The following is a 12,775-nucleotide window of genomic DNA, read 5'->3' as shown; positions in this document are numbered from 1 at the left end:
AGCCACGACGTAAGAAGGAGCGAGTCATGTCAGCACACAAGCGCGGCCCGCACGAACTGGCGTACGCCGACTGGCTGGTGGAGCGGCTGGGCAGCTATCTGGGCCGCAGGGTCGCCGAGGACGTGCCGTTCGCCGAGTACGGGCTGGACTCGGTCGCCGCCCTCAGCCTGTACGGGGACATCGAGGAGGACTTCGGGCCGCTGATCGAGCCCACCGACATATGGGCGTACCCCACGGTGCGCCGGCTCGCCGCCCACCTGGCGCAGCGCGACACCCGGCCCGGCTGCGGCAACACCGTGCGGGCGGCGTTCGTCTTCACCGGGCAGGGCTGCCAGCACCCGGGGATGACCTCGGGCCTGTATCTGCACTCCACCGGCTACCGCACCTTCCTGGACGAGGCCGCGGACGCCCTGCTGCCGTACACCGGGCTGTCGATCGTCGACCTGATCCTCAGCAACGACGTCCGGGTGCACCAGACCGCCTTCGCCCAGCCCGCGCTGTTCGCGGTGGAGTACGCGCTCGCCCGCACCCTGGAGGAGGCCGGCATCCAGCCGGTGGCCGTGCTGGGCCACGGCATCGGCGAGTTCGCGGCCGCCACCGTCGCCGGCGCGCTCTCCCTGGCGGACGCCGCCAAGCTGGTCGCGGTGCGCGGCGCCTTCATGCAGTACCTGCCCTCCGGCGGCGGCATGATGGCCACCTGCGCCGCGCCCTACGAGGCGGCCGAGCTGGCCGCGGCCGAGCCGGGCGTGGACATCGGCGCCATCAACGCGGCCAAGGCCACCGTCCTCTCCGGGGACCTCAAGGGCCTGGAGCGCATCCAGGAGCGGCTGGAGGCCCGCGGCATCGCCTGTCTGCCGCTGAAGGTCACCCACGCCTTCCACTCGCCGCTGATGGAGCCGATGCTCTCCAAGTTCCAGGTGGTGGCCCGGCGGCTGCCCGGGGGAGCGGCCCGGCTGCCGTTCTACTCCACCGTGCACGGCAGGATGACCACCGAGCCGCTGTACGCCCCGTACTGGACGGAGCACATCACCGCGCCCGTACGGTTCGCCGACGCGGCGCGCGCCCTGCTGGACCAGCAGACGCCCACCCATGTGGTGGAGGTCGGGCCGCGGGCCGTGCTGACGCCGTTCCTGCGCCGCATGGGCGGCACCTTCGGCCCCTCGTGCCTGGCCGTGTGCCGGGGCCCGGAGACCAACGCCGTCGATCTGGCGGGCGTGCTCTCCACCCTGGACGCCTGGCCGCTCGCCGACTCCTTCGCGAGGACCTGACATGACGGCCGCGGCGGTACGGATCGGCCGGCCGAGGCTGCTCCACGGGCCGCACGGGCCCTGGGAGCCGGTCCTGCGCGACCTGGCCGAGACGGGCACGGTGCTGGTGTACGGCAGGTCCCCGGCCTGGCTGTCCCACGCCCCGGACTCGGACCGGCTGCGGCGGCTGCTGGGCCGGGACTGGCCCCGGTACGAGAGCCTGACCATGCCCCGGATGCGCGAGCGCTTCGTCGCCTCCCGGCTGCTGCTGCGCCATGTCGCGGCGGTGGTCATGGAGACCTCGCCGGACCTGGTGGACCTGGCCTACCGGCCCGGCGGCCGGCCCTATCTGCGCGGCTGCGACCAGATCGACGTGAGCCTCAGCCACACCGAGGAGGTCATCGTCGTCGGGGTGACCCGGGTCGGCCGGATCGGGGTGGACGTCGAGCGCGCCGACCGCAGGCTGGCCGGCACCGGCTCGGAGTCGCAGACCTGCACCGACTACGAGGCCCGGATGCTGGGTCCGCTGCGCGGCAGGGAGCGCAACGACACCCTGCTGCGGCTGTGGACGCTCAAGGAGGCGTACAGCAAGGCGCTCGGCCAGGGGCTGCGGTTCCGGTTCACCGAGTTCGGCTTCGCCCTGGAGGACGGGCCGGGCGCGCGGCTGATCCGGCCGGACGGCACGCCGGTCGGCGGCGACTGGGCGTTCACCACGGTGGACGTGGCCGGGCGGTACGTGGTGAGCGCGGCGGTCTGCGACACCGGTTTCGGCCGGACCGTCGATCTGTCGGTGCGCACGGCGCTGGACGAGGGCCTGCTGGACGCGCTGCTCGGCGGGTCAGGGAATCCAGCCGGCTTCCTCGGCGATCCGGATGGCATCGATCCGGTTCCGCGCGTTGAGCTTGGTGACGATGGCCGTCAGATAGTTCCGGACCGTGCCCTTGGAGAGGTAGAGGCAGCCGGCGATCTCCGCGGCGTCCGCCCCCTGGGCGGCGAGCCGGAGCACCTCCAGCTCCCGGCGGGAGAGCGGGTTCTCCGGCGAGTCCCAGGCGGAGAGGGCGAGTTGCGGGTCGATGACGCGCTGTCCCGCGGCGACTGAGCGCACCGCCTGGGCGAGTTGGTCGGGGGGCGCGTCCTTCAGTAAGAAGCCCGTGACATGGGCGGCCAGCGCACGGCGCAGGGTGCCCGGCCGGCCGAGGCTGGTGAGGATCAGCGTGCGGCAGGTGGGCAGTTGCTCATGGAGCTCGGAGGCCGCGGTGAGCCCGTCGATGCCGGGCAGGTCGATGTCGATGATGGCGACATCGGGCCGGGCCTCCAGGGCGGTCTTGACGATGGCGTCACCGCGGTCGACGGAGGCGACCACCCGAAGGTCCGGTTCGAGCTGGAGGAGCGCTATCAGCGCCCCCCGGATCATGTGGACGTCTTCGGCGAGCAGTATCTTCACGGACAGCATCGGTTCCCCCGACCACAGTGGTGCCCTGTGTCTCGCTCGGAGCGTGGACGATCACGCCGCGGGTCGCGCGACGGGCTCGTCCGAGGGCGACGGTACGACAACGGGCTTGGCAGGTGCCTCGGCGACCAGATGGAACAGGCCGTCCTCCTTCACTCCTGCGTGCACCCGGCCCCCTATGGCGGTGAGCCGGGTGTGGAGATTGCCGATGCCGCTGCCACTGTGGGGGGATGGTGGTGAGCCGTGTTCCACCCCGTCGTTGACGAGGGTGAGACGCACGGTTTCTCCTTCAAGAGCCGCGGCAATAGTACAGACTTGCACCTTGCTGTGGCGGAGGATGTTGGTGATTCCCTCGCGCAGAACGGTGGCGAGTACGGTGTCCACCACCGGGTGGAGCCGGCCGCAGGAGACGTCCACGGTCGCGCGGACGTCGGCGGTGCTCAGGATGGACGCGGCCGACCGGGCCTCGGCCTCCAGCGACATGTCGCGATAGCCGCTGGCCACCAGCCGGACGTCCGACAGCGCCTGGCGGGACACCTGGAGCACCGAGGCGATCTCCTCGCGCGCCCGGTCGGGGCGCGCCGGCACCAGCCGGTAGATCAGCTCGCTCTTGAGAGTGATCGTGGAGAGGCTGTAGCCGAGGAGGTCGTGCAGATCGCGGGAGAAGCGCAGCCGCTCCTGGGCCACCGCCATCCGGGCCAGCTCCGCCCGGGAGGCGTGGACCTCGGCGACCAGCTCGGCCAGCCGGGTCACCCCGAAGATGAGCAGGCCGGTCAGCGCGGAGGAGGCCGGCACGTAGAGCACGCTGATCAGCGGCCGCCCGAGCGCCACGGTCGCGAGCATGATGCTGATGATGGCCGTGCCGTAGAGCACCCAGGCCCAGGGCCTCGGCACCAGGAGCAGGAAGGCGCCGGCGAGGATGCCGCACATGCTGCCCCAGAAGACGTCGAACCAGAGGAGGGGCAGGAAGGTGAGCACCGCCTGGATGCTGAGCGAGACCGCCTTGCGGCGCGGCGGCCAGGTGCGGGCCTTGGGCGAGGTGTGCAGGAGCTGCACGCTGAAGGTGACCAGAACGCACAGGACGAACAGGACGAGCTTGCCCGGGGTGGGGTTCTCCCAGAGCACGTTGAGGATGAGGATGCCGGTGTACCCGCACAGCACCGTGATGACGGTGGCCCGGGCGTAGCGCGGCGCCGGGATCTCCCGGTCCTGGAGCCGGGGGGCGGTCTCCGCCCCGGCGAAGAGCGCGCCGAACCGCGACCGGGCCCCACGCCAGACGGAACCGTCCCGGACCGCCGGTAAGGGCGGGAAGTTGACTTCCGACTTCCGGATACGTCCTACCATCGCACGTCTCCTCACCGGGGCCACAGGCCGAAGCTCAGCTGAATATATGCGCAATCGGCCTGTGGAGGAGCCGGTTTGTCCGCCGGGCGGGGCGACTCCGGCCTACGCGAACATGGGGATCGGATTGAGGTCATCGTACGGGATCGGGCTCGATCGATGGCCGAGCCGGACGGGCACGTCGAACAGCCGTCCGGGGCCGAAACGGGCCCAGAAGTGCCGCAGACCCGGCACGATCACCTTGACCACGGGCAATCCCACATCGGGTCGGGTCTGGTCCAGTACGAGGAGCTCCATCCCGTGCGCGCGCACCAGGGCGCCGGCCGCTTCGACGTCCCGGTGCAGATCCGCACGGGGCTCATGGGCGTAGTGGGCCGGGCCTCTGGCGGATTCGGCCGAATCGGGCAGGAGGTATGGCTGATTGGCGACCGTGGCCGTGGTCCACCAGGACAGCAGCTCGGGGTCCTGAGTGGAGTATCCGGTTCCGTCGGCGGCCGCGCGGGCGACCGGCGACAGCAGCTGGCCCATCTCCGTCACCGCGCGGCGCAGCGCCAGCCGGGGATCGAAGTGCGCGCCGAAGCCGAAGGCGATGTCCTCGGCCGGCTTGTCGGTCCGCCGGGAGAGCGCGGCCATCACCGGCACCCCGAGGTCCGACGTGAGGTCGAGCACCCACAACTCCCGCTCCAGCCCGCCGTAGACGTCCCGCAGCCGGGCGAGCCAGGGCTCGTCGAACGCGTCCAGGTCCACCAGCGGCAGGCGCAGCCGGTTGTACCACCACAGCGCCACCGCGTCCCGCTCCACCAGTTCGAAGAACCCCTGGAGCAGGGCGTCCTCCGGGCTGCTGCCGGCGGCGTTGCCGTTGGAGTCGGCCCAGGGCAGGCCCGCCGGCGGCTGATCGCTGTAGTAGAGCATCGAGGTGGGCAGCAGCCGGTGCCGCTGCCGGGTCAGCGACCACACCGGGGTCCAGTCGACCGGCCGGCGCGGGTCGAAGGGGTCGCACACCCGGTGCAGCGCGGTGTGCGAGGCGTTCCACCGCGCCCGGTCGGCGAACTGCCGCTCGTGGAAGAGCTGGACGGCGTTGGGGTGCAGGGCCTGCTCGCCCAGCCCCACCAGGGTGTCGCGCACCGTGGCCTCGTCGCCCTGGCGCGTCCCGGAGTACCGTTCCAGCGCCTCGCAGAGCGCCCCCACCTCCGCCTCCAGCGGGGTGGTGCCCTTGCCCCCGCTCAACTGCCGCAGCCCGCTGCGCACCTCCGCCAGGGTGTTGCCGCCCATGGCCAGATTGCGCCCGGACACATAGCTGTTGATGCCCTCCACCGCGTTCGGGTCGCGCTGGAGGTCGGTGACCGCCCCGGTCACCCCGCTCACCAGATGGCGGTAGCGCGCGAGCGTCTCGGCGGCCGGCAGCGCCCGGTCGTTGGCGCTGTCGTTGGGCGCCTTGGCGCGCGGCACGACCCGGAACGGGCGCCAGGCCCGCTCGGCGACCAGCCCGGGGTCCCCGCAGGCGGCGCACTGCGGGCGGCGCACCACCGGGTGGAGCTCGGTGCCCAGGGTGAGCGTGTCCAGGACGCACACGGCGCCCTGGGTGTCGTTGCGCACCCCCGCCAGCCACTTGACGGCCTCCAGCACCGCGGCCTGGAGGCCGAAGGCGCGCCCCACGGCCAGCGAGGTCTCGGGGATCGGCAGCGGCCCCGGCGAGCCCAGCGCGCGGCGGACCGGCTCCTCGGCCACTCGGTGGCCGAGGAGCCGGTGTGCGAGACACGACCAGCAGGGCCCCTCCCCGGGGTCGAACACCGGCCCCACCCAGGTCTGCGGCCCATGGGGCTTGGCCAGCAGCCAGGGGCGCCCGGCCGCGCGCTGCCGGGCGTCGATCTCCCGCAGCTCCGGGTCCAGGTAGTCGTCGCAGACCACCAGCAGCAGGCCCGGCTCGTCGGCCGCCGCGGCACCGGGGGCGCCGGTGCCGGCCGCCGCCGCGCCGAGGGCGCCCAGCGGGGTGGCCCCGGCCGTGGTGCCCGGGCCCGGCGCGGGCCCGGCGAGGGAACCCGCCCCTCGCGCGGCACCACCGGCGCGGCCGAGGGCCACGCCGGTGGTGCCGGTGCCGAGGGCGCCGGGTCGGCCGCCGCCCGGGCCCGGTGGCCCCGGTGTGCCGACGCCGGCCGGAGGCCCGCCCCTGGTCGGGGAGGCGGGCGGTCCGTCGTCGTCGGCCTTGGCGGCCGGGTCCTCGCCGACCACGGTGAGCCCGGCGGCCAGACAGGCCGCCACGGCCGCGTCCCGGTCCGCGCGGCCGACCGCCCGCACCTCCACCGAGGTGCGGGCGAGCCGCCGGGTCGCGGCGGCGCTGTCGAGGCCGGCGAAGTCCCAGTACGCCTGCTCCTCGGCGGCCGCGGGGCGCCCCGGGGCCGGGTCCCGGTAGCTGATCAGATTGGCCTGGGCGAGCCGGCCGACGACCCGGCCCGCCGCCGCCGGCGGCACCGAGGACGCGGCCTCGCTCAGCACCCTGGACAGGGTGCGGGTGCCGTCGAGCAGCGGCGCGAGCGCCTCGATGTGCGGGCCGTGCAGCGCCGTCACGCCCCCGACGGACAGCAGGTAGACGGCCTCCCCCGGGACGGCCTCGGCCCGCAGATGACGCTTGAAGCCGACCACCGCCTCACCGGCCAGCGGCTCCGTCCCCGTCATCGGGCGGCCGTCTCCGCGGGCATCTCGTACTCGGCCGACGACGTGTGCCGGGTGCCCATGCAGGGGCAGGCCCGCTCGGCGGCCAGCCGGTCGTCGAGCTCCTCGATGACGACCCCGGCGCCCATGAACAGCGGCTCGGCGGCGGACAGGCCGAACTCGGCCAGGATCGCGACGTGGTCCTCCATGGCGGAGCCGCCGTGATAGGCCGATTCGGCCGCCGGCAGGCCGAATTCGGCCAGCACCCCGACGGGATCATCGGCGTAGCGCTGGGCCAGCTCGGGTTCGAGACCCGTGCGGGCCGCCAGCTCCGCGAAGCGGTGCTCCTCCTGGGCGGTGCCGTCCACGCCGGTGGTCGCCGTTCTGGTCGCCATGGTGCCCATGTGATTCCCCCAGTTGTCTGCCGGACGAGTGTGCGTTCGACGTCCCGATACCGGGATTCTCCGTTGGGGCGAGCCCGGGGGGACAGTGCCGCACTCACTATCGCGACATGACATTTTCATGATTACGCTCATGAGCCGCTCACTGTGCGCTCCACCGGGACAGTGCCAAGCTCCATGAATGCTCCGAGAAGAACCGCCGGTTCGATGACCGGGGGGTACGGCTCGAAAGGGGAGAGCAATCATGGAGATCAAGGTTCTGGGTCCGCTGACAGCCCATGAGCGTGGTGTGTCAGTGGTGCCGAGCGCCGCCAAGCCACGGCAGATCCTCGCCCTGCTCGCCCTGCAGGCCGACCATGTCGTGACCGTCCCGACGCTGATGGAGGAGATCTGGGGAGAGGACGTGCCGCGCAGCGCCGCGACCACCCTCCAGACGTACATTCTCCAGCTCCGCCGCAAGATAGCCGCGGCCCTGGACGGAGATCCCGTCCGCCAGGCCAAGGACGTGCTGGTCACCCAGCACGGCGGGTACCTCCTGCAGGTGCAGCCGGGCCAGATCGACGTACAGGAGTTCGAGCAGCTCGCCGCGTCCGGCCGGGCCGCGTACGACGCGGGCGACGACCGCGCCGCGTCCGAACTGCTGGGCAAGGCCCTCGGCATGTGGCAGGGGCCGGCGCTCGTGGACGTGAAGGTCGGCAGCGTGGTGGAGCTCGAAGTGCTGCGGCTGGACGAGGACCGGATGGCCTGCCTGGAGCGGCGGATCGACGCCGACCTGCGGCTGGGCCGGCACACCGAGATCGTGCCCGAGCTGCGGGTGCTGGTCGCCCGCCACCCGATGCACGAGAACTTCTGCGCCCAGCTGATGACGGCGCTGCACCGCTCCGGCAACGCCTGGCGGGCCCTCCAGGCCTACCAGCGGCTGCGCAGCACGCTCATCGAGGAGCTCGGCCTGGAACCCTCGCCCAAGCTCCAGCGGCTCCACCAGGCCGTGCTCAACGGCGACCCGGCGCTCGACGTCACTGCCCCGGTGGTCCGCTGACCGGAGCACCGGGAGCACCCGGGGCGGCCGAAGCACCCGGGGCACTCGGAGCACCCGGGGCGGCCGGGACCGTTCCGGATCGCTCCACCGGCGTTCCGGACCGCTCCACCGGAGTTCGAGGGGCCGTTCCTACGTTCGGCCGATGACGATTCTCGACGACCGCGCCACGACATCGGCGGAGCCGGATCTGCGGCGGGCGACCGCGGAGCTCCGCCGGCTCAAGGAGGAGGTCGGCCGAGGCCCCGACCCCGACGCCACCCGGCGCCAGCACGCCAGGGGCAAGCTGACCGCCCGTGAACGCATGGACGTCCTCTTCGACGAGGGGACCTTCACCGAGATCGAGCCGCTGCGTCGCCATCGGGCCAGCGGCTTCGGGCTCGAGGACCGCAAGCCGCACGGCGACGGCGTCGTGACCGGCTGGGGAACGGTCCACGGCCGCACGGTCTTCGCCTACGCCCACGACTTCCGGGTCTTCGCCGGCGCCCTGGGCGAGGCCCACGCCGCGAAGGTGCACAAGGTGATGGACATGGCCGCGTCCGCGGGGGCGCCGCTGGTCTCCCTCAACGACGGTGCCGGCGCCCGCATCCAGGAAGGCGTCACCGCCCTCGCCGGATACGGCGGGATCTTCCGCCGCAACGCCGCCTTCTCCGGAGTGATCCCGCAGATCAGCGTGATGCTGGGGCCCTGCGCCGGCGGGGCCGCGTACTCCCCGGCCCTCACCGACTTCGTGTTCATGGTCCGCGGCACCGCCCAGATGTTCATCACCGGCCCCGACGTGGTCCAGGCGGTGACCGGCGAGCGGGTCACCCACGACGGCCTCGGCGGCGCCGATGTGCACGCCGCCACCTCCGGGGTGGCGGGCTTCGCCTACGACGACGAGGCCGAGTGCCTGGAGGACGTCCGCTATCTGCTGTCCCTGCTGCCGCCCAACAACCGCGAGCTGCCCCCCGCGCAGCGCGGCGGCGACCGGCCGGACCGGCGCACCGACCGCCTCACCGACCTCGTCCCCGCCGATCCCGGGCGCGGTTACGACATCCGCGCCGTGATCGAGGAGCTCGTCGACGACGGCGAGTACCTGGAGGTGCACGAGGCCTGGGCGCGCAACGTGGTGTGCGCGCTGGCCCGGCTCGACGGGCAGGTGGTGGGCCTGGTGGCCAACCAGCCGGCGGTGCTCGCCGGGGTGCTGGACATCCACGCCTCCGAGAAGGCCGCCCGCTTCGTCTCCACCTGCGACAGCTTCAACATCCCCCTGGTCACCCTGGTGGACGTGCCCGGCTTCCTGCCCGGCGTCGACCAGGAGCACGGCGGCATCATCCGGCACGGCGCCAAGCTGCTGTACGCCTACTGCAACGCCACCGTGCCCCGCGTCCAGGTGATCCTCCGCAAGGCCTACGGCGGCGCCTACATCGTCATGGACTCCCGCTCCATCGGCGCCGACCTCTCCTACGCCTGGCCCACCAACGAGATCGCGGTGATGGGCGCCGAGGGCGCGGCCAATGTCGTCTTCCGGCGGGAGATCGCCGCCTCCGACGACCCCGAGGCCACCCGGGCCCGGCTGGTCGGCCAGTACCGGGACGAGCTGATGCACCCGTACTACGCGGCCGAGCGCGGGCTCGTCGACGACGTCATCGACCCCGGTGAAACACGTCAGGTCCTCATCCGCTCGCTGGCCGTGCTGCGCGGCAAGCACGCCGACATCCCGGCCCGTAAGCACGGCAACGTCCCGCTGTGACGGCCGGCGCGGGCCCCCGGTCCGGCCGGGTGGGCGCCGGTCCACGACCGCGCGAGCCGCTGTCGAGGAGGCGGCCGAACCATGACAGATCAAGGAGCGGCCCACAGAGAGGGACGACAGTGACCCGCACAGTTCCGTCCGCAGGGGAAGCGGGCCGGCACCGGCTCCCGGCCCCGTCGAAGGCGAGGTAGCGGCGATGCGTAGAGTTGCCATCACCGGTCTGGGTGTCGTCGCCCCGGGCGGCATCGGCGTCAAGGAGTACTGGGCACTGCTCACCGCCGGGCGCACCGCCACCCGCACCATCTCCCTGTTCGACGCGTCCCCGTTCCGCTCCCGGGTGGCCGCCGAGTGCGACTTCGACCCTCGTGCGGCCGGATTGAGCCCCCAGGAGATCCGCCGGCTGGACCGGGCCGCCCAGTTCGCCGTCGTCGCCACCCGCGAGGCGCTCGCCGACAGCGGCCTGGACCCCGCCGCCGCGGACTCCGCCGCCCCGGACCCCGGCCGGATCGGCACCAGCCTGGGCACCGCCGTGGGCTGCACCACCAGCCTGGAGCGCGAGTACGTGGTCGTCAGCGACGGCGGGCGCGCCTGGCAGGTCGACCACGAGTACGCCGTCCCCGAGCTCTACCGGCACTTCGTCCCCAGCTCCATGGCGGCCGAGGTGGGCTGGGCGGCCGGCGCGGAGGGCCCGGCGGCCGTGGTCTCCACCGGCTGCACCTCCGGCCTGGACGCCCTCGGGCACGCCGTCGAACTGATCCGCGAGGGCACCGCGGACATCATGGTCGCCGGTGCCACCGAGGCCCCGATCTCGCCCATCACCGCGGCCTGCTTCGACGCCATCCTCGCCACCACCCCGCGCAACGACTCCCCCGAGTCGGCCTGCCGCCCCTTCGACCGGACCCGCAGCGGCCTGGTCCTCGGCGAGGGCGCCGCGATCCTGATCCTGGAGGAGCTGGGCGCCGCCCGCGCGCGGGGGGCGCACATCTACGCGGAGATCGCCGGGTTCGCCTCCCGCTGCAACGCCCACCACATGACCGGGCTCAAGCCGGACGGCCGGGAGATGGCGGAGGCCATCGACACCGCGCTGGCCGAGGCCCGCCTGGCGCCCGAGGCCCTCGACTACATCAACGCCCACGGCTCGGGAACCAAGATGAACGACCGCCACGAGACGGGCGCGTTCAAGCGCAGCCTGGGCGCCCACGCGTACGCGACCCCGGTCAGCTCCATCAAGTCCATGATCGGGCACTCCCTGGGGGCCATCGGGGCCCTGGAGATCGCGGCCTGCGCGCTCGCCATGGAGCACGGGGTGCTGCCGCCCACCGCCAACCTCCACGAGCCCGACCCCGAACTGGATCTCGACTACATCCCGCTGACCGCGCGGGAGCGGCGCGCCGACGCCGTGCTCAGCGTCGGCAGCGGCTTCGGCGGCTTCCAGAGCGCGATGGTGCTGGCCCGGCCGGAGAGGAGCGGCACATGAGCACGGCACTCGCACCGTCCGGAGCGCGGTCCTCGTCCGCGCCCGAGCCCGCGCCCGGCCGCACCCGGATCGCGGTCACCGGCATCGGCGTGGTCGCGCCCAACGGCCTGGGCACCGAGGAGTACTGGCGGGCCACCCTCGCCGGCCGGTCGGGCCTGGGCCGGATCACCCGCTTCGACCCCGCCCAGTACCCCGCCACGATCGCCGGCGAGATCTCCGGCTACCGCGCCGAGGAGCACATCCCCAGCCGGCTGATGCCGCAGACCGACCACATGACCCGGCTGGCCATCACCGCCTCCGACTGGGCCCTGCGGGACGCCGGGGTGGACCCGGACGCCCTGCCGGAGTACGGCATGGGCGTGGTGACGGCGGCCTCCGGCGGGGCGGTCGAGTTCGGTCAGCGCGAGCTGGAGAACCTGTGGGGCAGGGGCAAGGAGTACGTCAGCGCCTACCAGTCCTTCGCCTGGTTCTACGCCGTCAACACCGGCCAGATCTCCATCCGGAACCGGATGCGGGGGCCCAGCGGGGTGCTGCTGACCGAACAGGCCGGCGGGATCGACGCGCTCGGCCAGGCCCGCCGGCACATCCGCCGCGGGGTGCCGCTGGTGGTCTCCGGCGGGGTCGACGCGGCGCTGTGCCCCTGGGGCTGGGTGCCGCAGATCGCGTCCGGGCTGCTGAGCACCGCGACCGACCCCGAGCGGGCGTATCTGCCGTTCTCGGCCGACGCGTGCGGTCATGTGCCGGGCGAGGGCGGGGCGATGTTCGTCCTGGAGGACGCGGACGGGGCGGCCCGGCGCGGGGCGCGGCGGGCCTACGGGGAGATCGTCGGCTACGGGGCGACGCTGGACCCGCCGCCGCCGTACGCGAGGCGCGGTACGGGGGGCTTCGGGGCCGCCGGTGCGGAGGGTTCCGGTCCGGGGGGTTCCGGTGTGGAGGGTTCCGGTTCGGCCGGGGACGGTGGGTCCGGCGGGGGCGGTCGTACGGGGCGGCCGTGCCGGTTGCGCCGGGCCGCCGAGAACGCCCTCGCCGACGCCGGGCTGGCCCCCGGGGACATCGACGTCGTCTTCGCCGACGCGGCCGGCGTCCCCGAGGCGGACCGGGCGGAATCCGCTGCCCTCGCCGGCCTGTTCGGCCCGTACGCCGTGCCCGTCACCGCGCCCAAGACCATGACCGGGCGGCTGCTGGCCGGGGGCGCCGCGCTCGATGTGGCGACCGCGCTGCTGGCGCTGCGGGACGGGGTGATCCCGCCCACCGTCCATGTGGCGCGGGCCGCGCCCGACCATCCCGTCGACCTGGTCACCGGGGCCCCGAGGGAGGCGGAGCTGCGCACCGCGCTGGTCCTCGCCCGCGGCCACGGCGGGTTCAACGCCGCGCTCGTCGTCCGCCGGGCCGGCTGATCACATGCTCCGCGGGGCCACGACCGACCCGCACGACGCACA

Annotated in this window: 9 protein-coding genes and 1 pseudogene; 6 read left to right on the top strand and 4 right to left on the bottom strand. The window is 73.5% G+C overall.

Annotated elements, in window-relative coordinates:
• Window positions 1-26: 26 nt before the first annotated feature.
• Both ACSNOD_RS02505 and ACSNOD_RS02500 read left to right on the top strand, forming a co-directional pair.
• Window positions 27-1,268: an acyltransferase domain-containing protein gene (locus tag ACSNOD_RS02505; RefSeq protein WP_436765031.1), complete on the top strand. Its 1,242-nt coding sequence runs from the start codon at window positions 27-29 to the stop codon at window positions 1,266-1,268.
• A gap of 1 nt (window position 1,269) precedes the next feature.
• A pseudogene (locus ACSNOD_RS02500) lies at window positions 1,270-1,977 on the top strand (4'-phosphopantetheinyl transferase family protein); the annotation flags it as partial.
• A 108-nt stretch (window positions 1,978-2,085) separates the two neighbouring features.
• Here ACSNOD_RS02500 and ACSNOD_RS02495 read toward each other — a convergent pair.
• From ACSNOD_RS02495 to ACSNOD_RS02480, 4 genes are all read right to left on the bottom strand, one after another.
• Window positions 2,086-2,700, bottom strand: a complete 615-nt coding sequence (locus tag ACSNOD_RS02495; protein WP_436765030.1) for a response regulator transcription factor — start codon at window positions 2,698-2,700, stop codon at window positions 2,086-2,088.
• A gap of 51 nt (window positions 2,701-2,751) precedes the next feature.
• Complete coding sequence (locus tag ACSNOD_RS02490; RefSeq protein WP_436765029.1) at window positions 2,752-4,041, bottom strand: sensor histidine kinase; 1,290 nt, start codon at window positions 4,039-4,041, stop codon at window positions 2,752-2,754.
• A 102-nt stretch (window positions 4,042-4,143) separates the two neighbouring features.
• On the bottom strand, window positions 4,144-6,711 hold the full coding sequence (locus tag ACSNOD_RS02485) for a TOMM precursor leader peptide-binding protein (RefSeq protein WP_436765028.1): 2,568 nt from the start codon (window positions 6,709-6,711) through the stop codon (window positions 4,144-4,146).
• Complete coding sequence (locus ACSNOD_RS02480) at window positions 6,708-7,082, bottom strand: hypothetical protein (RefSeq protein ID WP_436765027.1); 375 nt, start codon at window positions 7,080-7,082, stop codon at window positions 6,708-6,710. Before ACSNOD_RS02480 ends, ACSNOD_RS02485 begins: the two co-directional genes overlap by 4 nt.
• A gap of 250 nt (window positions 7,083-7,332) precedes the next feature.
• Between ACSNOD_RS02480 and ACSNOD_RS02475 the strand changes: the two genes are divergently transcribed.
• The 4 genes from ACSNOD_RS02475 to ACSNOD_RS02460 all read left to right on the top strand — a co-directional run bounded on the left by ACSNOD_RS02475 (window position 7,333) and on the right by ACSNOD_RS02460 (window position 12,733).
• Window positions 7,333-8,127 (top strand): AfsR/SARP family transcriptional regulator, encoded by a 795-nt coding sequence (locus ACSNOD_RS02475; RefSeq protein ID WP_436765026.1) that lies wholly within the window; start codon window positions 7,333-7,335, stop codon window positions 8,125-8,127.
• A gap of 142 nt (window positions 8,128-8,269) precedes the next feature.
• A complete protein-coding gene (locus ACSNOD_RS02470) occupies window positions 8,270-9,859 on the top strand; it encodes an acyl-CoA carboxylase subunit beta (protein ID WP_436765025.1) in 1,590 nt (529 codons plus the stop codon).
• A 196-nt stretch (window positions 9,860-10,055) separates the two neighbouring features.
• Window positions 10,056-11,336 carry a beta-ketoacyl-[acyl-carrier-protein] synthase family protein gene (locus tag ACSNOD_RS02465; RefSeq protein WP_436765024.1) on the top strand — a complete coding sequence of 427 codons (1,281 nt, stop codon included), beginning with the start codon at window positions 10,056-10,058 and terminating at the stop codon, window positions 11,334-11,336.
• Window positions 11,333-12,733: a ketosynthase chain-length factor gene (locus ACSNOD_RS02460; RefSeq protein WP_436765023.1), complete on the top strand. Its 1,401-nt coding sequence runs from the start codon at window positions 11,333-11,335 to the stop codon at window positions 12,731-12,733. The genes ACSNOD_RS02465 and ACSNOD_RS02460 overlap by 4 nt, the downstream gene beginning before the upstream one ends.
• Window positions 12,734-12,775: the final 42 nt, after the last annotated feature.

Source organism: Streptomyces sp. URMC 123, assembly GCF_051386515.1.
GTDB lineage: Bacteria > Actinomycetota > Actinomycetes > Streptomycetales > Streptomycetaceae > Streptomyces.
Note: the sequence above shows the minus strand (reverse complement) of the source record. Positions and strands in the feature narration are given on the sequence as shown.

Excerpts from the sequence above, each read along its gene's own strand:
- ACSNOD_RS02495 (WP_436765030.1), bottom strand. The coding sequence starts at position 2,700 with ATGCTGTCCGTGAAGATACTGCTCGCCGAAGACGTCCACATGATCCGG.
- ACSNOD_RS02490 (WP_436765029.1), bottom strand. The coding sequence starts at position 4,041 with ATGGTAGGACGTATCCGGAAGTCGGAAGTCAACTTCCCGCCCTTACCG.
- ACSNOD_RS02475 (WP_436765026.1), top strand. The coding sequence starts at position 7,333 with ATGGAGATCAAGGTTCTGGGTCCGCTGACAGCCCATGAGCGTGGTGTG.
- ACSNOD_RS02465 (WP_436765024.1), top strand. The coding sequence starts at position 10,056 with ATGCGTAGAGTTGCCATCACCGGTCTGGGTGTCGTCGCCCCGGGCGGC.
- ACSNOD_RS02505 (WP_436765031.1), top strand. The coding sequence starts at position 27 with ATGTCAGCACACAAGCGCGGCCCGCACGAACTGGCGTACGCCGACTGG.
- ACSNOD_RS02485 (WP_436765028.1), bottom strand. The coding sequence starts at position 6,711 with ATGACGGGGACGGAGCCGCTGGCCGGTGAGGCGGTGGTCGGCTTCAAG.
- ACSNOD_RS02480 (WP_436765027.1), bottom strand. The coding sequence starts at position 7,082 with ATGGCGACCAGAACGGCGACCACCGGCGTGGACGGCACCGCCCAGGAG.
- ACSNOD_RS02470 (WP_436765025.1), top strand. The coding sequence starts at position 8,270 with ATGACGATTCTCGACGACCGCGCCACGACATCGGCGGAGCCGGATCTG.
- ACSNOD_RS02460 (WP_436765023.1), top strand. The coding sequence starts at position 11,333 with ATGAGCACGGCACTCGCACCGTCCGGAGCGCGGTCCTCGTCCGCGCCC.